Annotated in this window: 19 protein-coding genes and 2 pseudogenes; 13 read left to right on the top strand and 8 right to left on the bottom strand. The window is 52.8% G+C overall.

What is annotated here, in order from left to right; genetic code table 11:
* Positions 1 to 70: 70 nt before the first annotated feature.
* Positions 71 to 466: an NmrA family NAD(P)-binding protein gene (locus tag JMJ16_RS07875; RefSeq protein ID WP_236601259.1), complete on the bottom strand. Its 396-nt coding sequence runs from the start codon at positions 464 to 466 to the stop codon at positions 71 to 73.
* A 709-nt stretch (positions 467 to 1,175) separates the two neighbouring features.
* Entirely contained in the window at positions 1,176 to 2,018 is an 843-nt protein-coding gene (locus JMJ16_RS07870; RefSeq protein WP_201380017.1) for an ABC transporter permease, read from the bottom strand.
* Positions 2,019 to 2,119: 101 nt separating this feature from the next.
* On the opposite strand from JMJ16_RS07870, the gene JMJ16_RS07865 reads away from it, so the two are divergent.
* The 3 genes from JMJ16_RS07865 to JMJ16_RS07855 all read left to right on the top strand — a co-directional run bounded on the left by JMJ16_RS07865 (position 2,120) and on the right by JMJ16_RS07855 (position 4,156).
* The gene (locus JMJ16_RS07865) at positions 2,120 to 2,287 is read left to right on the top strand and encodes a hypothetical protein (protein WP_201380015.1); all 168 of its coding nucleotides are present in this window, start codon (positions 2,120 to 2,122) and stop codon (positions 2,285 to 2,287) included.
* A 352-nt stretch (positions 2,288 to 2,639) separates the two neighbouring features.
* Entirely contained in the window at positions 2,640 to 3,473 is an 834-nt protein-coding gene (locus JMJ16_RS07860; protein ID WP_201380013.1) for an AraC family transcriptional regulator, read from the top strand.
* Between the two features lie 98 nt (positions 3,474 to 3,571).
* Positions 3,572 to 4,156, top strand: a complete 585-nt coding sequence (locus JMJ16_RS07855) for a dihydrofolate reductase family protein (protein WP_201380011.1) — start codon at positions 3,572 to 3,574, stop codon at positions 4,154 to 4,156.
* 753 nt (positions 4,157 to 4,909) lie between these two features.
* Here the strand turns inward: JMJ16_RS07855 and JMJ16_RS07850 are convergent.
* Positions 4,910 to 5,743, bottom strand: coding sequence for an NAD(P)-dependent oxidoreductase (locus JMJ16_RS07850; protein WP_201380009.1), 834 nt, complete (start codon positions 5,741 to 5,743; stop codon positions 4,910 to 4,912).
* A gap of 75 nt (positions 5,744 to 5,818) precedes the next feature.
* Positions 5,819 to 6,205: a MerR family transcriptional regulator gene (locus tag JMJ16_RS07845; protein WP_201380007.1), complete on the bottom strand. Its 387-nt coding sequence runs from the start codon at positions 6,203 to 6,205 to the stop codon at positions 5,819 to 5,821.
* A 254-nt stretch (positions 6,206 to 6,459) separates the two neighbouring features.
* On the opposite strand from JMJ16_RS07845, the pseudogene JMJ16_RS56795 reads away from it, so the two are divergent.
* The 5 genes and pseudogenes from JMJ16_RS56795 to JMJ16_RS07825 all read left to right on the top strand — a co-directional run.
* Positions 6,460 to 6,636, top strand: a pseudogene (locus tag JMJ16_RS56795) (ATP-binding protein); the annotation flags it as partial.
* A gap of 302 nt (positions 6,637 to 6,938) precedes the next feature.
* On the top strand, positions 6,939 to 7,145 hold the full coding sequence (locus tag JMJ16_RS07840; RefSeq protein WP_201382907.1) for a hypothetical protein: 207 nt from the start codon (positions 6,939 to 6,941) through the stop codon (positions 7,143 to 7,145).
* 117 nt (positions 7,146 to 7,262) lie between these two features.
* On the top strand, positions 7,263 to 8,042 hold the full coding sequence (locus JMJ16_RS07835) for an alpha/beta fold hydrolase (RefSeq protein WP_201380006.1): 780 nt from the start codon (positions 7,263 to 7,265) through the stop codon (positions 8,040 to 8,042).
* A 107-nt stretch (positions 8,043 to 8,149) separates the two neighbouring features.
* Complete coding sequence (locus JMJ16_RS07830; protein WP_255553202.1) at positions 8,150 to 8,284, top strand: metallopeptidase family protein; 135 nt, start codon at positions 8,150 to 8,152, stop codon at positions 8,282 to 8,284.
* 148 nt (positions 8,285 to 8,432) lie between these two features.
* Positions 8,433 to 8,651: a hypothetical protein gene (locus tag JMJ16_RS07825; RefSeq protein WP_201380004.1), complete on the top strand. Its 219-nt coding sequence runs from the start codon at positions 8,433 to 8,435 to the stop codon at positions 8,649 to 8,651.
* 155 nt (positions 8,652 to 8,806) lie between these two features.
* On the opposite strand, the gene JMJ16_RS07820 is transcribed toward JMJ16_RS07825, so the two are convergent.
* The gene (locus JMJ16_RS07820) at positions 8,807 to 11,728 is read right to left on the bottom strand and encodes a PAS domain S-box protein (RefSeq protein ID WP_201380002.1); all 2,922 of its coding nucleotides are present in this window, start codon (positions 11,726 to 11,728) and stop codon (positions 8,807 to 8,809) included.
* Positions 11,729 to 11,822: 94 nt separating this feature from the next.
* Between JMJ16_RS07820 and JMJ16_RS56790 the strand changes: the two genes are divergently transcribed.
* Complete coding sequence (locus tag JMJ16_RS56790) at positions 11,823 to 12,128, top strand: tetratricopeptide repeat protein (RefSeq protein ID WP_201382778.1); 306 nt, start codon at positions 11,823 to 11,825, stop codon at positions 12,126 to 12,128.
* Between the two features lie 240 nt (positions 12,129 to 12,368).
* Here JMJ16_RS56790 and JMJ16_RS56785 read toward each other — a convergent pair.
* From JMJ16_RS56785 to JMJ16_RS07800, 3 genes and pseudogenes are all read right to left on the bottom strand, one after another.
* Positions 12,369 to 12,572, bottom strand: a pseudogene (locus JMJ16_RS56785) (amidohydrolase family protein); the annotation flags it as partial.
* A gap of 120 nt (positions 12,573 to 12,692) precedes the next feature.
* Positions 12,693 to 13,199, bottom strand: a complete 507-nt coding sequence (locus tag JMJ16_RS07805) for a nitroreductase family protein (RefSeq protein ID WP_201380000.1) — start codon at positions 13,197 to 13,199, stop codon at positions 12,693 to 12,695.
* Between the two features lie 214 nt (positions 13,200 to 13,413).
* The gene (locus JMJ16_RS07800) at positions 13,414 to 13,854 is read right to left on the bottom strand and encodes a nuclear transport factor 2 family protein (protein WP_201379993.1); all 441 of its coding nucleotides are present in this window, start codon (positions 13,852 to 13,854) and stop codon (positions 13,414 to 13,416) included.
* Between the two features lie 242 nt (positions 13,855 to 14,096).
* Here JMJ16_RS07800 and JMJ16_RS55910 point away from each other — a divergent pair, with 242 nt between their 5' ends.
* From JMJ16_RS55910 to JMJ16_RS07785, 4 genes are all read left to right on the top strand, one after another.
* Positions 14,097 to 14,222, top strand: coding sequence for a hypothetical protein (locus JMJ16_RS55910; RefSeq protein ID WP_255553170.1), 126 nt, complete (start codon positions 14,097 to 14,099; stop codon positions 14,220 to 14,222).
* Between the two features lie 900 nt (positions 14,223 to 15,122).
* Positions 15,123 to 15,740, top strand: a complete 618-nt coding sequence (locus JMJ16_RS07795; RefSeq protein WP_201379991.1) for a hypothetical protein — start codon at positions 15,123 to 15,125, stop codon at positions 15,738 to 15,740.
* Complete coding sequence (locus JMJ16_RS07790; RefSeq protein WP_201379989.1) at positions 15,737 to 16,615, top strand: protein kinase; 879 nt, start codon at positions 15,737 to 15,739, stop codon at positions 16,613 to 16,615. The genes JMJ16_RS07795 and JMJ16_RS07790 overlap by 4 nt, the downstream gene beginning before the upstream one ends.
* 35 nt (positions 16,616 to 16,650) lie before the next feature.
* Positions 16,651 to 18,120 (top strand): serine/threonine-protein kinase, encoded by a 1,470-nt coding sequence (locus tag JMJ16_RS07785; protein WP_201379980.1) that lies wholly within the window; start codon positions 16,651 to 16,653, stop codon positions 18,118 to 18,120.
* Positions 18,121 to 18,306 lie beyond the last annotated feature (186 nt).

The following is an 18,306-nucleotide window of genomic DNA, read 5'->3' as shown; positions in this document are numbered from 1 at the left end:
TGCTGAGGTCTACTCTCGATTCAGAGCACTTGCGACGCTCAGTGAGTGCTTCCATGAAAATCTCGATATACTACACAGACATCCCTATTGCCTGTAATGCCTGCCTTTTTGGCTCCAGAGAAACGTTGACATATTGGATGGTCTTGCCAATCGCCTGAGAGATCCGCTCGGCAACCTCCGTCATCGTCAGCGCTTCGGGACCCGTCATGTCGTAGCTCTTGCCCTCATGCCCTGAACTTCGGAGCAACGCAAAGGCGACTTTCGCGATGTCCTCAATATCGACAGGTGAGAGTCTGGCATTCTCCATGGGGATGATGAGGGCGTTCTGGGCCACGTCCACTCCTGTCGGCACGTGCGGAAGAAAAAACTGCATAAATTGGCTGGGGCGCAAATGCGTCCACGCGAGCCCGGGCCGTTCGAGGTAGCGCTCGACCTCTTCGTGCATCCGTGTGGGGCGAAAATTCAAAGGCAGTAAGGCGCTCGTTCATCTGGTACGGTAGCAGATGATTTCCTGATCTCAGGCAACTCGAAAGAGGTGCTTGAGCAGGAAGTCAAACCGGCGGTGGAATGGTTCTTGCGCGAACGTGGTCTCACTCTTTCACAGGAAAAGACCGTAATCACGCATAAGGACGGCGATGGGTGAAAGAGAAATACTTTCATACCATTGGTCAACGGCAATGGGTGTTCTCAGGCGAGATTGAGGGAAGAAAAGGGGAGACTCTGACCGTTCACCTCATCAACGCAGCAGACACACGCATCCGGCGACACCGCCTGATTCAAGGGAAGCAAACCCGTACGATCCAGCCTATGAAGCATACTTCGATGAACGAATGGGGCTCAAGTGGCTCCAAAGCTGGCTCAAGCGAAGAAAGCTCATCGCACTCTGGAACGAGCAAGAAGGGAAATGTCCGATCTGCGACCAGAAAATCACGAAAGAGAGTGGCTGGCATGTCCATCACATTCTATGTCAGAGAAACGATCAACGAAATTCATACCAGCGCTAGAGAGTGCGTGACGAACATTGCCAAGACGCTTCCTTATGCCTTCGCTGTTCTTCACAAAAGAAGAGTGGTTACTATCCTCTCCAGGATACTGCAAGAGGGTCGAAGGTTCGGACGCAAATGCTGGGTTGAGGGGCCTTTGTCCGAACCTTCGACCCAACAGGAAGTGAAAGTCTAGGTACGTTGTCTGGCGCGTTTCTGCTGAAGGCGGCTTTGCAAGAGAACAACAATAAGCAAAAATATGCCACGAATGACATTCTGCCAGAATGAATTGAGGTAGAGCCCTCCACCATGATCCAGCGTGTAATTATTTTCTAACTGAAGGATCTCCACAATCGTGCCTAATAACAGCACACCCACCAGCGTACCAAAAACTGAGCCAACACCGCCGGTCAATAATGTGCCACCAACTACCACCGCCGCGATGGCAATCAGTTCCCAACCGTTCCCTTCTGTTGCTGAACCACCATTCAGATTGATGGCTAACAATACTCCGACAAGTCCGGCCAACGCGCCACTGAGCGTATACACCCAGAAAAGCGTCCGCTTGACGGGCAACCCCATCAGTTGCGCTGCTTCGGGATTGCCCCCAATGGCCAGCACATAGCGGCCAAAGCGTGTATACCGTAGCACCAGGATGCCGATGAGAAAGGCCACCAGCAGAAGTGGGATAGTGAACGGCACCGGTGGATTAAGAAAGCCGTCCCCCACTGTTGTTCCCGCAATCGTTATGAAATCACTTTTCTGATCCAGGTTAACGCTGGCTGCATCATTGATGAGTCTCAAAGCCACACCACGCACAATATACAAGGTGGCAAGCGTGGCGATGAACGGTGGCACGCGCATCCACGCAACGACAATCCCATTCACAATCCCTACCAGCGTACCCGCAATAACCGCCGCAAACAGTGCATAAAAGAAACCATGCGAGCTGGTGAGCGCTGCAACCACACTGGCAAGCGCCGCTATACCGCCGACAGAGAGATCAATGCCGCCAGTCATGATCACAAACGTCATTCCCAGTGCGATTTTGATTTAGAGGCTTTATATGGACAGTTACAGATCGTCAAAATCGGCATGGAGGATACACGCCTCTCGCACCCTATCACAGCAGATATGTGCTTGTCCTGTTTATCGCCTTTGGTCTGTTCGTCGTTGGCCTCGCCGCCTTGAGCGCTATGGCACTCGTCATCCTGATGCATACCGTTTCCTCCCTGGCGCACGCATACCAGGCGCCATCTGGCCAAATGCGTAGCAATGCCGCGACCAACACAACGGGCACGTGAACAGCCTCTCTGCAAACGCCGTAGAGGGAGTACCACACAAACACGATGGGTAGCACACATCAAAGGAGCACCCTATGTCCCATTACGACGATTAACAGCATCCGCAAGCACACCGAGCAACCCTCGCCACTCGGTCATCTCACACCGTCTCGTTTGAGCATATCTTACAGGAAAGTACACACACTAGAGGCTATTGTGAACTTTTGACGAAGAAGATGGGATAAAGAGCAAGCCAGAGAGGAGATAGTAAGCCTCATCTCTCGCCGTTACCAGCTTTGCAGGCAAGCAAAAGAAGAATTGAGAAAGAACCATCGGATAATGTGTCTTTTTATGAAACGAAAGAATGTGTTGTATGCACTCGATCCACTTTGCCATTCTCCCACCTCCAGCCATCCTCAAAAACGAGGTAGAGTGCGTAAGGATCGCCGACTATCGTGGCGAGGAAGCCGTGACCATGAAAGTCTCTCCCACTGGTGCGCCAGGAATGGTTTTTCATCACAATAAGGGGCACGCTGCTCTTGAACACATCGCCACCCATTCGGGACGCAGCTTTTGCCCACCTCCCCTCTTTCTCTCTGGACCCGTGATCGAGCCCAGCGTCATGACATACAAAAAAACAGCTTTCACAACGGTGCATGTGATTTTCAAGCCTTCCGCCCTCAAAACCCTCTTTGGGATCAATGCCTCGCAACTTGCTCCCGGCTGGATAGGTCCGCAGGAGTGCGGGGCTCTCGATTTGACAAGTCAATTGATGGAAGCCCGGAGCGGGCAGGAACAGATGGCGCTTCTCACCACCTTCTTGGTGGCTCTGCTCAAGCAGGAGAAACTGCGAGATACGCTCGTGGAAGAAAGCCTCCGTTTGATCCACGCGCACATTGGTTCGCTGCATGTCAAAGACTTGCTGAACACGTTCCATCTCTCTGAACGCCAGTTTGAAAGGCGCTTCACCCAGGCGGTGGGCCTGACCCCCCAGGCGTATCTTCGGGTAAAGCGCTTTAATGCAGCGATCCACCTCATCAAAACCAGGCGCTTTGCACGGCTGACCGATGTGGCAGCTGCTCTTAACTTCACTGACCAGTCTCATTTGATTCACGACATGAAAGCCTTTTCTGGCATGACTCCTACACGCCTTGCTCAACAGGTCGATGACTTCTATCATGAGCAAGCAGGCTATGCTTTTGTCTGATGATGACGGTTTTTTACAAGCGCTCAAAGGAAAGGCAAGGTATACTCCAACAAACGAGAGAAACACCATGGTTTCTCGACAGAAGGAGGAAAGAGTTCATGAGCAAAGTGATTGTCTTCACGAATCTGACCCTCGATGGGGTCATGCAGGCCCCCGCGAGGCCAGACGAGGATCGCCGGGGCGGTTTCGAGCACAGCGGCTGGGGAGCGCCCTACAACGCGATGGCGCTGGCGGGGGATAGCATGCCCACTATCCCTGCCCTGCTACTGGGCAGGCGCACCTACGAGGACTTCTACTCCGTCTGGCCCAAGCGAACGGACAGCCCTTTCTCGGCAATGCTCGACAACATGCCGAAGTACGTCGCCTCCACCACGCTCTCTGAGCCGCTCCCGTGGATCAACTCCACGCTGCTCAAAGGCGACGCCGCAGAGACTGTGGCCAGGCTCAAGCGGGAGTCAGGCGCGGATCTGGTGATCATGTGCAGCGGAGAGTTGGTCCAGTCGCTCATGCAGGCGAACCTCGTCGATACGTACGTGCTCCTTATTCACCCGCTGGTGCTGGGATCGGGACGCCGCCTCTTCCCGGAAGGCGGTGCAGCAGCCACGCTCCAGCTTGTCGGCACCAGGACGACGAGCACAGGCGTTGTGATCGCAACCTACCAGTTGGCCAAAGAAAACCGCTAAAGGAGCCGCTCCTTGCAAAGCTTTCCTTGATGCAGCTTCACTCCTCTCCTATGAGAAGATGCGTGCGATCCGCTCCTTTTTCTGTAAGGAGCGGATCGCAGTGAAGTAAGCTCATCCTGAACAAATTCGATGGAGAGCAACCTTTTCTGTAATTCGCACTGAGCCCGAAAAATGAGCAGGTCGATCGATCTGAATAGCTGTGTTGCTCATATTTCGAGGCAAAGCGCACAGCATTGGATCTGTCCCGCTTTTGGTGATGCCAACCGATGGGCAGAGCTGCATATCCCTGTTTGTAAGCACATCTTTGAGAGGTATCCTACAGAGCGTGGAGCCATCCGTTGACGCAGGAGCGGCAAGGATGCCCGACCGTAGCCCATTCTCGCGCATGAGCTTTAGTTTGTTCACTTTTCCTTCGACGATTCCATTGTTCGCAGGCAACGTCAAACCAGCTTTCACCGCTTCTTTGTCTCGTATGACTCCAGCTACAAAGCCCTGCAATAAAGGACCGAACGAGCCGCCTGTAGACGGAGTTGTACTGATGTGAGTAACCAACGGCGACGAGTTCCCGGTGCAACTCCGCGACCGTGTGCAAACCCTCTTTCCATCGTTCAACGAGTTGAGGAAGATAAGGGTCAACGCTGGCAGATCGAGGCTGCGGCTTTTGTTCTGGAAACGTGCCATTGCGCAGCCAACGTGAAACGGTCGCGTGACTGATTCCTACCTGATCATGGGTTGAGAGATTGTTGGAAGAGTCTATGCTCTTCCTTCATTGCCCCTCATAAGGTCGGACAAAAGGCTCGCAACAGGTGTTGGCAACGCCACCTGTTGTGCGGTCGTTTTGAAGAGATCAATATCCTTCAGCGGGATCTTATTCTGCCCGAAAGGCGCGGCTTTGGTGTTCTCGACAATCCTCTTGCCATGCCTCTGATAGATGGGAGCGGGGAATAACGTGGGTGCCGTCGTCAGCATATCGAGTACTGCTTTGGGATCGACTCCATTGTTCTCGGCCATCGAGAGTGCTTCTCTCAGAGAGTGTCCTGCTGAAACAATCAGGAAGTTGCCCACGAGTTTGACAAGCGTTGCCGCGCCGACCTCTTCGCCAAAATCAACGATGCCCTGTCCCCCCATCGCCTTGAGAAGTGGTCGGACGCGTTCTTTGGCTATTTGTGGACCTGCAAAAGGAATCCAGAGCTGTTGGGCGACAGCGGCTTCAGATCCTCCAAAGATGGGAGCCTCAACATAGACACTCCCATGTTGTGCATGCATTGCCGCAAGCGTCTTTGCCATTTCAGGCGAGATCGTGCTCATCGCAAGATGGATACCACCTGGTCCTAATTGCTCTAAAAAACCATCACTCGTGACGATGCTTTCCACAGACGCATCACCCCACAAAATGGTCACAACAATTCCTCCACTCGTCACAGCGTCAACTGGTCGGCTCACCTGTTGCGCGCCCTCTCGAACCAGAGGTTCCGCTTTGCTCGCCGTGCGGTTGTACACCCGGAGAGCATACCCGGCATTGAGTAGATTGCTCGCCAGTGGCAGACCCAGATTGCCGAGTCCAATAAATCCAATCGTTTCACTCATATTTCTCAATCCTCCTGAATGAGTTACCTTCCTAAATATGACGTTAACGTCATGTTTAGAACAAAAAAAGCCTGGTTAATGTTCTCTTTCCTCAAGCCAGCGCTCGAAGCGTTCGATATTGGCCTGTAAGTCAGCACGAAATTGCTGGAACGCACCGATCTTCCGGTCTGCATCGGCTAGATGCTGGCGCAGGATGGCGAGGACCTTCTGTTTTGGTTGTATTCCACCAGGGTCAGTGAAATAGAGGTCGATAACGTCACGTATTTCATCCAGGCTGAGTCCAAGCTTTTTTAGCTGGTCAATTTTGCGCAGGCGGGCAAGCGTCTGCTCGGTGTAATAATGCTGACCGTGGCCTTCACGCTCACCTGGAGGGATCAGTCCAATGCTCTCGTAATAGCGAACAGTGCGCGCAGTTACCTCTGCTCGTTCCGTCAAATCACCTATGCGCATGCGGTCATTCATAGCTCACCCTCTCAAACGTTACGTTAACGTCATGTTGAGATGGTATCATCTGAGAGAGGCATTGTCAATGGCCTTCAGATACACATTCAAGGAGCAAAAGAACAGCGAGGCTGAAAAAGGTGAGGCAAAGAGGAGAAGAGGATGGCGAGAAAAGGATATCGTGCCGCTGCGACGCACGTATTATTACCAGGAAGTCTCCCACCTCCAATGTGTCTACGAGTCGATGTTGGATCTACTCACCGCAATCGTGCAGATTCCTGAGCAAAGGGAGTGCCGTCCAGCATGAACTGGATTTGAGCTTCGGATTGGCCCTCTATTTGTGCCGGGTGTTCATTGAACGGCATCAGGGGAGTGTTGGGGTGCAGAGTGCTCCTGGTCAGGGAGCCACGTTCTGGTTTACCTTACCCATCATCCCATCTCCGGGAGCGTGACATAAGCTCCCCTACCATGTAGCTCAATCTTTGTGGACATCGCTGTAGTGCTGCGTTCCTCATTGGTATGAATAAAACGCTGAATCAAGGTTTAGAACCAATGCAGGCATGTTTTATCCATAGACTCTGCCTGGCAGTAATGATAGCGCCAATGAGGAACGCAGCAGTAGGAACCGTATGTTCCTGTAGTACATAGAGATTCACGTTTTCTTCGTACACACTGGCTCATCTGCCTGCACTAACAGGCGGATGAGCCAGTTTTTTCATGTCTTTTTTTGAAGACACAAGAAGGAGCATTCCCTATGCGTCGAGAAGATACACGCTATCGCTCTCTGCTTAAAGAAATAGAGGCCTTCACCAGCCTCTACAAAACGGAGACCCATGACTGGTTCGTGGAGTTTACCAACGCCCCATCTCACATGACAGATCAAGCACGAGAAGTGATAGTGTCTGGCTATATTGTTGCTCCCTCTCAAACTGTCACCCCCAAAGGGGACCCATACGTGTAGCTTCTAAGCGCGACAAGCAGGCAAACTGCATGTTCTTATGCTCACCACCACTTCACGCGCTCATATTTGGAGCCTGACAACGGTGCCCATCGCAAAGAATAGACAGGAACCTATAACATGGATGCAACCAGGCAGAAGTCAAAGAGCATTACACGGAGTGTGGAGGTCGAGGGATATCCTATACACTATCGAGTCATTGGAGAGGATATGACGCAGGAAGCCGTCATCCTGGTGCATGGACTGAGCGGCTCAACGCTTTGGTGGACTCATAATATTTTTGCGCTAGCACAGGATTATCGCGTCTACCTTATCGACCTTCCCGGCTTTGGCATGATGCATCGCTTGGCGCGTCAGTTTACGCTGGCGAAGGCCGCTACCTGGTTGCTGGCATGGATGAAGGCGGTTGGGATTGAGCGGGCGCACCTGGTAGGGCATTCGATGGGCGGATATATCTGTATGCACCTGGCTGCGACCTATCCTGAACAAGTGATGAGAATGATACTTGTCTCGCCAGCCGTGCAACCCCAATTTCACTCGATTCTGGGCTACATGCGCCCTTTAATCCTATCAACTCGTTATGTTCGGCCCACATTCTTACCCTTGCTTCTTTATGACGCATTACGGGCGGGACCACGCCTGCTCCTACGCACCACACATGACCTGATCCTACTTGACCTCAACGAAGAGCTATCTACCATCTGTCAGCCTACACTGCTCGTCTGGGGTGAACATGATATTGTCGTTCCACTCACCACTGGTATTCAACTTCGGCAGACACTCCCCAATGCGCAACTGCTGATTCTCCAAAAAGCCGGGCATGTGAGCATGTTTGATCGTCCCCTGGTTTTCAATCAGGCCGCTCTGGCCTTTTTACAGGGCGACCTGGTTGGCAGTTGAGAAAGCGCTGTACGGCCTGTGCCAACCTGACGGGCGAATTATAGTTGACATCATGTGCCGCACCCTCAATTGCCAGGAATTGCCCCTAATGAATGGAATAGTCTTGCATCTCTACAAGGCAACTACGTAAGGTTTTAGGCGATCTTGATCGTATTCGCGCGCAGGTCAGAAAGACGATCCTCCATGAGGTGGCTCATCACTTTGGCGTAGACCACGAAGAAATGCCGATCTGGATTCAATAAGGCAGAAAAACAGCAGAAGAAATCTTCCTTGTGGGTACGACTTCTCATGATGCAATGTGTAGACAAAAAAGGGCTGGCGCTCTACCTCTGAGCTACGTATGCAGATGTATAATTGACATATACTGTATATATGAAAAGGGGGATTATTATGTTTGAGCGATGCTGGAAAAAACACGACTTTTTGCAACGTGAGCTAAACACCATAGAAACTGCACTCAAACAGGCAAATACCCAACCAGACGAAGAATCCTATATGCGTTGCCTGCAACAGGCGCTCATGCATCTCCTCACAATGCAATCTACTCTAGAATACTTCGTAACCGATGTACGAGCGGAATTAGCAGAATTAGAGGAGAAGACCCTTTAACGACCGGCACTTTCATCCCTCCCCCTTTGAGGGGGAGGGATGAAAGTGCCGGTCGTTTCCTTATTTGGGGATTGTGTGGGGAGGCGGGGTGGCATACGAGAGGGCTATTTCCCTGTCACTCCTCGATAGACCGCTTGATGAGTACCTTTCCCTGCTCAGGCATCCCTCTTCTTGGGAAGGGACACCGTAAAGGTCGATCCTTTCCCGACGGTGCTGTCCACGGTGATGGTTCCCTCATGACGCTTGACGATCTCCGCCACAATGTAGAGTCCCATGCCCAGACCAGGGATCGCTTTCTGCCTGGGACCAGAGGCCCGATAGAACCGTTCAAAGATTTTGTCGCGCTGCTCTCGTGGGATGCCCAGGCCATGATCACGGACACGGACCGTGACCGTCTCTTCGGAGGTACTCAGGTCTATCTCGACCGTCTCTGCGCCGGGAGAATACTTGATGGCATTGCTGATCAGATTGGTGAAGACCTGTCCGAGCCGGTCTTTGTCTCCGAGGAGTGAGCGCGGTGCCGCACCACGCACCACAATGGCATGTGTCGTACTGAGCTGCTGCATCGTTTCTGCCACCTCATGGAGCATCGCATCAAGATCGACCGTCTCCCGGACGTACTCCAACCTGCCTGCCTGGATCTTGGAGACATCCAGTAACTCTTCAATCAGGCGTTCCAGTTGCTTGACAGGCCCCTCTACCCTGGTAAGCGCTGTGGCAGCCTCGTGATGAGATTGCCTTTCCAGTCGTTTTTGCACCAGTTGGATCTGCATCTTTAAGGCGGCAAGCGGGTTCCTGAGCTCATGACTGGCCATGCTGATAAAGTCATCTTTGCGCTGCTCCAATTCCTTGCGGGCAGAATTATCCAGTACAAAGGCGATCGCCTGGCGTGGGTGATGCTGGAAGACGACCCCGCACACGAGCACCGGAAGGCGACTGCCATCTTTACACACGTACTCTTTCTCATACGTCGTAGACTGCTGAGTGACAAGTTCCTGATGGGCCTGCTGGGCCTGAGCTAGATATTCTGGAGGCGTCATGTGCATCCAGTTCATGCGCCCTTCACGCAGGTCTTCGCGGGTATAGCCGGTCATGCGCAGAAAGGTGTCGTTCGCGTCCACAATCTGCTCTCCTTCGATGATATTGATCCCGATAATGCTGGAGTTCATCAGGACGCTCGCACGCTCCTGACTCTGGCGTAAGGCTTCCTCCGTCCGTTTCTGATCGTCGATGTCAGTGATAGTCCCAAACCACTTGACGATCTGACCGGTGTCATTGCGTACCGGCATGGCGCGGGCTAAGAACCAGCGATAGGCTCCGGTCTGGCTATTTCTGAAACGCTCTTCGTGCTCATACATTCCTCCCGTGTCCAGGGCCTGCTGCCAGAGCGCTCGGGTGCCTTCCCGATCCTCGGGATGGATGAACGAGAGAGGAGCCCATCGGTCGCTTTGCATGTGCTCAACCGTAACCCCCATGTAGTCACACCAGCGCTGGTTTATATACTCGTGCTGGCCATTTGGGCGCGTCGTCCACACCATCTGCGGCACCGTTTCGGCCAGCACCCGCCAGTTCTCCTCGCTGGTTTTGATTTTCTGTTCAGCCTGTTTCTGCTCATCGATATCAGTGGTAGTGCCAAAATATTTCAGGATCGTGCCCTGCGCATCTTTGAACGGTGCTCCTCTGGCAAGAAACCACCGATAGTCTCCGGTGGTACCATTGCGCAGGCGCTGTTCCGCTTCATAGGGCCTGCCTGCCTGGACGGCGCGCTGCCACCCCGCCAGGACGCGTTGCTGGTCATCGGGGTGGATGGCCTGGAGCCAGCCGTCCCCCTGGTATTGTTGGGAGGTCATGCCAGTATAATCGCACCAGCGTGGGTTCGCGTATTCAGCAGAACCATCGGGGCGCATGATCCAGACAAATTGGGGGATGGCATCGATCAGGGCACGCAGTTCTGCTTCGGCCCGCTTTTTGTCATGAATATCGGTGCAGGTGCCAACATATTTGAGGATCGTGCCCTGCGCATCAGTGTACGGGGTTGCTTGTATCAGGAACCAGCGATACTCCCCGGTCGTGCCATGGCGCAGGCGCTGTTCCGTTTCATAGGGCTCGCTGGTCTGGACGGCGCGCTGCCACGTCTGCAGGATGCGTTGCCGGTCCTCAGGATGGGTACACTGCATCCATCCCTCCCCCTGGGCCTCTTCGGTGCTCAGGCCCGTATAATCGCGCCAGCGTTGATTATACGAGTCGACGTACCCGTCCGGTCGCCCCGTCCAGACCAACTGGGGGATGGCATCGATCAAGGCATGGATGTCTCTTTCGGCTCGCTTGCGCGCGGTGATGTCGATGCCGGCGATGACGAGGTACTCGACATAGTGATTCGCATCCATGTGGGGGGTGATCACGCTCTCAAAGGAAAGGAGCATTCCTTCCCTCGGGCGAACCAGGGCCTCGAAACGCACCGTTTCTCCCCTGCTGGCTCGCGCGATGGCGGCACGGAGCCGCTCTTGACTGGCAGGAGCAAAGGACCACCAGGGGGTCTCGGCCAGCGATTTGCCAATCACCTCCTCGCGTGGGACCTGCGCGTCATCTAACGGGACCGCATTGATGTCTAACACGATCCCCTCGGGCGTCAGAATCCCGATCCTGGTATGCAAGCCATCCAGGTCATCGATGCAGAGGCGCTCGCCCTGGGGAAACGTCCCCTGGCGTGGTGCTGGTGCTCTCATCTGGTGGAATTGCAACGTGAGTCCCCCAACGGTCGGAGTGAGTTGCGCGCGCAGCCAGTTCCGGGTCATAGGAGACCAATACTCCACTTCGTTCGGTTCTTTGGTTTGCCTGGTCCTGCGCATGGCCTGATAGAGTGAGGGGCTCACCAGTTGGGGAGCGTAGCGCCAGAACCTGTTCCCAAGGCATTCCTCGGGAGGTGCTCCGGTGATGGCCTGCGCGCTCGCATTGGCATACATTATGGTCTCAGCGTCATCGACGACAAAGAAGGCATCAGGAAGGGTCTCAAGAATGGTGAGGAGCGTCTCACGCGACCCAGGAGTGAGACGCTTGGTTTGCTTGGTATTGGACATACGGTGGTACCTCTCCTTTTCACGTACCCCCATCCCTGAGAACGAAGACGCATTCCTGCTCAAACCGAAAGCACGTCTAGTGAAATGATGTGATATCTGTGAGAAACAAGCAAGCTGGACTGGACTCCAGTACCAGGCCTCGAAGGAGAATCCAACCGTTCTCTATAACCGGGGTATCGCTTATCAAGCTCAAAACCGCTGGCAAGAAGCCATCAACGATTTCACACAAGCATTGGCGTTATCCAATGAAGACGCGCAAGATATTCTTTATAGACGCAGTTTTTGCTTTGCACAACTGGGAACACCAATCAGGCTAGAGAGACCTTCAGGAGCAGCAAGCGTTAAGGCCATAGAAGGTGACCATGCGGAAAGAGGAGATATGACGTTGAAAGAATCATGAATTGGGCTGTGCTCTATTGCTGGCCCCTACCTTGATTTAGGTCATGCACTATACTAAATCAAGAGTCATGGCAATAAACGAAAATCACACAATAGATAAAGTTCAGAGGAGCATTGCTCGAAGATGAGTATATCCGCTGTCACGTTTCTGCACTGGTACCAGCGTATTTCCGCAGCGCAGGCGCAGTTCGAGGGTTTTCAAGGCTACAAGCTCGAACAGCCGATCCCAGGTGTTCAAAACGAGCATATTGGAGGCGTCATTGCTCGACGAGCCATCGGCCCCAATGCCTACCTTCACGCCGTGGTCCAGGTACTTCTTGATGGGAGCGATGCCCGAGGCGAGCCGCATGTTCGATGATGGACAGTGGCACACTCCCGTGCCTCTCTGGGCGAAAAGGCGGATTTCGTCGTCGTCGACATGTACGGCATGGGCGTACCACACGTCGATGCTGAGCACGAAAGATGACTGAGAACCAGGCAAGCGGTATCATCATAGCAACCCAGTGGAGTCAGTTTTTCCACCGCCTGATGCAACAAGAGACCGCTCGCCAATATGACGCCGTCTCTATTCGAAAGGCTGGTTCCAGCGACCGCGATGAACAACCTCGCTCAACGTTTTGCGCTTCTTCAGTCCTTTCCCAAGTGAGGTCATAGGATAGCCGAAGGGGACAATCGCCAGGATCTCGATGTTCTCGGGGATGCCCAGGAGAGGCCGCACATCTTGCAGGTTGTTGAAACCAACCCAGTTCGATCCAATGCCCCGCGCCCACGCAGTCAGGATCATGGATTGAATAGCTCGGCTGGCATCGGAGACGGCAAATGGGCTCTGTTCCATCCCTACCACAATCGCGAGAGGTGCCTGAGCGATATAGGGGCCAGAACGTGCGAGGGTGGCAAGTTGACCCATTGTCTCCCGGTCCTCAATCACAATAAAGTGCCAGGGCTGCCCATTCATACTACTGGCAGTCAGGTGCCCCGCTTCAACAATTTGCCGAACCGCATCCTCAGGAACGGGCTTCTCCTGGTATTGTCGCACGGCAAGCACAGTGCGAACAGCCTCAAATACGTCCATCAGTTTTCTCTCTTTCTCGCCCCAGTAAGGCAATGATGGGATTCATTCACTACTGTCCAATAACACATAGTGACGCCCAAATATGCCGTTCGTCAGGGAAGGAACTGTGGCAAGCAGAGGACAGATTCTATCACCGTGTTAGCTGCGGTCCCCTCAATCCGCTGCTTTCGGCCATTTCATATGAGCGTGTCCCCAAAGAGTTACGAGCACGCGATTATCTATCTATTTGAGAAAGGTTGTTATGAACCCGGTCTTTTCCCGCGACGGGATCGGCGTGCCGATGGAGAAGCTTCCAGATCCCCTCTTCATGGCGAAAGATCTCAGTGACGCGCAAAGCCAGTGGACTATATTCCTCTTGCCCATCTAGGCGTACCTCACCATTTTGAAGGTAGATGAGATAGGCCAAGTCACCGCTCATACCTGTGGAGATGAGTTCGAAGGTATCGTGTCCCCCACTATAACGAGAGGCAACCCACTCCAGGCGAGGCCCGACCTGGTTCCACCCTTTCTCATAGGAACCAAAGCCGCCAAAAATAGTAACATCATCAGAATGCGACCAGGACGCACTGTAGTGTGTGGGATCTCCTTCCAGAAGGCGCTGATTCGCTTCCCTCATCTGTGTCACTGCCTGATCGAAATTATCTGTTGTTGACAAAATCTTCTCCTCTCATGACTTTTGGACAACAGAACGCCTATGAGACGTGCCACTCTCCCACTTGAGCAGAGGAACAATCCCAGCAGCATATTTGACGACGCTGAAAGACCCCACGGCTTTAGCCCATTTGCCTCTTCTCAAGCAGAGCGCACAGGAGCGTGTGGCTGGCCTAGGTCATGCGTTAAGTGAGGTGAAGTATATATAAAAGAAGGGAAGAAAGGAAGGAGAAGATAGGGACAAAAGTGCAGCCCCAAAATCAAAGAAGAGCCATTCCCTGCGGGACGTCCACCTTCCAGGTGCAGATCTGGCGCAGCGCCCAGATGGTCCCGAACCAGGGGGATATGCTGGCGGGAGAGCAGGAGGAGTGAACGCTGCACCAGAATTCTGTGTGTATGAAACGATGAGCGATATTGGCGCACTATAGCGCAGTTGATTGGTCTCGCCACACGTCTGAGAAGAATGTTTAGCTTGCTGCTCTGTAAAGGCCATAGGAAAATACCACCAGGGCCAATCAGAACCCGGTATCCAGGTATGATCGACTGGAAAAAGGTGAGTCAGAACAGCCAGGACTTCACGAGAGAGAGAAGAGTTGCTTCTGTTCATGTCCCAGGAGAGCGGCACATTCGAGCGCGATACTGGCATTAATATAATGTATTCGGTGTAAAAATAAAGTTAATGAGTATGTAGGACTCCTGGTGCAAAGTGGCCTGAAAGTGTCCTACGCCTGTCCTGGTAGGGTCTTCCTTTTCCTCGTACACTTCTAATACAGAAACCGGCGTTTCCTCGCCAGCGAAGAAGCAGAGGGCTTTCGTCAATCATCGCCATGCCGTTCATTTGCCTGAGCGCACGCTAGTCGCTGTTCAGGCGGTGTTGGCAAATACTATTTGATGGCATGCCAGGTGAAGGCAATCCCTTCCAGAGTGGAAGTGGCTGCTGCCAGAAGCAGAAGAAAATGACGGCGAAGGCCTTGCTCTACGATAGAAGGGATAGATAGAGCGTTATGGCAGGCCATGTTGGTCAACAGATCGACCAGTACCACCTTATGCGTCTTCTAGAACAACGTGCTACGAGCGAAATCTACCTTGCGCAGCTTCGTAATCAAGGAACACCTGTCACCATACATTTGTTTCACAGCACTATCGAGAATGAAGATGCCCGCGAGCGTTTTCGGGCAGAGATAGAGCCCCTGATACGCTTGAAGCATCCTCATCTGCTAAGGCCTGGTCTCCCTGAGACTCTATACTAGCTTAAATGACTTTGTTACCAATGTGAATGCTCAGGATCCAGCTGCCTTCTCAAACCTGTTAGCAGAGTATGCGGGAGCGATGATTGGCTTTGAGGTCATCACAGCTATGCTCTCCTTCTTGACAAGCTACATGACCGGCCCGGTGTTTGGAGCATGGCGCGCGGCTATTATCAATCTGATCTATTACACTGGTTCCACACTTGGGTTACTGACCGTGTTTCTTCTAATCGATCCCGCAAACCAGAGCGCCTCGGATCCCACGAATCTTGCACCTGGTACAATCAAATTTTACCTGAAGATACCCTCTCCAGCACAGGTGCTCATTCTCGTGGCGATCACACTCCTGGGATCGATGGCCTTTGCCTTTGTGGTAGGCAAAGTGTATGAGCGGCGCAAGAAGCGCAACCTGTTCATTTCCTGGGGAATCTATACCCTGGCGGTCCTGGGTATGATTCTCTGGACTAATATTGCTTATGCCCTCGCTACGCCACTGCTAGGAAATTTACAGCAAACCCTGAGCCTGGGAGTTATTGGCCAGACTCCCTGGATCTCGTTGATCATCGTGCCACCATTGATGGTAGGCCTGGAAGCCATTATCCAGGCTATCGTGCTCAGGCGTCGTCAGAGGCACGACTCATGATAGACGACAATCTGAAAGACCTGCCAGACCTACATGCCTTTCGTTTATTGCAACGAATAGGAAGAGGAGGTTTTGCCGATGTCTACCTTGCCAGGCAGGAGCACCTCGATATGCTGGTCGCTATCAAGTTATTGCATAACCGCCTGGATGGCGAGGATAAGCTTGAGAGCTTTCGTCAGGAAGCACGTTTGATTGCTCAGCTTGAGCATCCCCATATCGTACGTGTGCTTGACTTTGGGATTGTGGAGCAAACCCCTTACCTGGTAATGAACTATGCGTCAGGGGGAACGCTACGACAACGCGTCCCCAGAGGGAGTTGCTTACCCTTGGCCCAGGTTGTCGAGTATGTAAGCCCTCTCTACTCATACCTGAACGAGAATGAGTTGCCCTCACTCTGTCTTCTCGCCTGGCTTCTGCTTATCGGCCCGGTATTGGGAAGCAGGCGCGCGCCACTGGTAGTCGCGCTTGTCTATAGCCTTGTTTTGACGCCACTGCTGTTACAGGGGCGCATTCCCCTCTTCGCCGCTCTAAGTACGACGCTGGCACAGATCGTCATAACCGCCGGAGCAGGGGCCTGGCAGGAGCGCAAGAGAGCGTATCAGTTTCTGTCATCATTGCTGCTTACCCTTGTAAGTGTGGTCGCTTCAATCTCGCTCAATTCATTCATTTTTCAACAACCGCTTTATTGTCCGTTTATCAGTATCTCAATATCTCATCCAACATCATTAACAATTCTACCAATTGTAGCGTCGCTGTTGACCGCGAGCCTGGAGTGGATAGTGTCTATCTGTATGCCATCATCGCGTCGCCTGTCATTGCCACAAGTAAAGGCTCAGCAGCACCGAAACGACATCCATGATCAGCGGACACAATAGCTGCTGAGAGTCTGCTTGCCTGGAGAGAAGGAAGAATGGTCAACTCTAAAGAACATCTTGGTAACTATCGCCTGCTCAAACCACTGGGTGAGAGCAAACTCGCCCAGGTGTACCTGGCTGAACATATACACCTGGGCACCCAGGCCGTGATCAAAGTATTGCATACGCGGGAATTGCAAGAAGAGCACGGAGAGCTTTTTAAGCAAGAGGCTTATATCCTGGCTCGCCTGGAGCATCCCCATATCTTGCGCATACTCAATTTTGATCTTGATGAGGGAATACCCTTCCTGGTCATGTCCTATGCTTCAGGAGGCTCGCTCCAAATGCGCCACCCCTCTGGCAGCCGCGTGCCTCTTACCCAGGTGAATGACTATGTTCAGCAGATAGCGTCAGCGTTGCAATATGCGCATGAACAAAAGATTATCCATCGGAATGTCAAACCAAAAAACCTTCTGATAGGAGCGCATGGTGAAATTCTTCTGACTGACTTTAGTATTGCCTCGCCGAGTCGGAGTATGGCCAGTGGAATTGTCGGTACACCAACCTACGCGGCCCCTGAGCAGATGTACCAGCAAGCTGTAGCCGCCAGCGACCAATATGCGCTTGGCATTATAGTCTATGAATGGCTGTGTGGACACGTCCCCTTTCAAGGTACCTTCGCGGAAATACTCTCCCAGCATTATTCAGCGCCCGTACCTTCTCTTCGTCAGCAGACAGGGCTCTCATCAGCCGTTGAGCATGTTGTGCTAAGAGCGCTGAAGAAGGAGCCAGAGCAGCGTTTTCCCTCGCTCCAGGCATTTGCGAGAGCGTTTCAGGACGCGGTCGATCAGCAGGAACGGGCCGCGAGAAGGATCAGCGAAGGGAAAGGGGATGAGCCATCTTCGGCGGAGCAGACCGCGATGGTGCTGAGAGATACCGATGAAGAAGATACGAACGAAAGTGAACAATCGCCCGCGTATATACCTTCTCAGCCTCTCATTGAGGACGACATAAAGCATTTCCCGCTCTTTCGCGGTCCACCACGCTGGCGTGACGCGCTGGTCATCCCAGGATATATAGTGAGTCTGGCGCTACTCATCCTGCTGGCCTATGTATTGAGACCGCCCGCATCTTCAGGTGTGGTTACACAGAGTGGAGCTCTCTCTCCCGAGGGTTTAAGTACCGTGTTGTTTATTTTTCTCTTATGGGTATTTATTGGCACCTGGATGTTACTGGCTGGTGCCATACTTGGCTGGTGGCGGGGATGCTGTGCCATGTTTCTCACGGGTTTGCTGCTCTACATCTTGTATCCCCAGGCATTGGGACCCATCCTGGTGTTTACAAGTACCACGCTATTGTGTGCCTGCTTAAGCGGTGTTTTATTGGAATATCGTCAATATCGTCGGCAGCGCAGCTTCCTGGCGAACTGGGGCATTCTGAGCCTGGCCTTTGTTCTCTCCTCAGCGTGGATGATGTTCCTCTTGGAGATTGTAGGGGGCCTTTTCTCTCTCCCACACTTCGTATAGGGGAGGGCGGCTGGATGTTTATGTATGGGCCAATTGCTGCCCTGACTATGTCTGCCATAGATTGTGCGCACTGCCTCGGAGGTTCCCTCTTTCTGGCTCCACTGGTCGCCGGTATTGAGGTTGGATTGGCACAGTTAGACAACTTTAGAAAGGTAAGAATGATAGAAAATGAATAGCATATCATCG

The organism is Ktedonobacter sp. SOSP1-52, from assembly GCF_016587395.1.
This window is presented reverse-complemented; position numbering and strand designations above follow the sequence as displayed.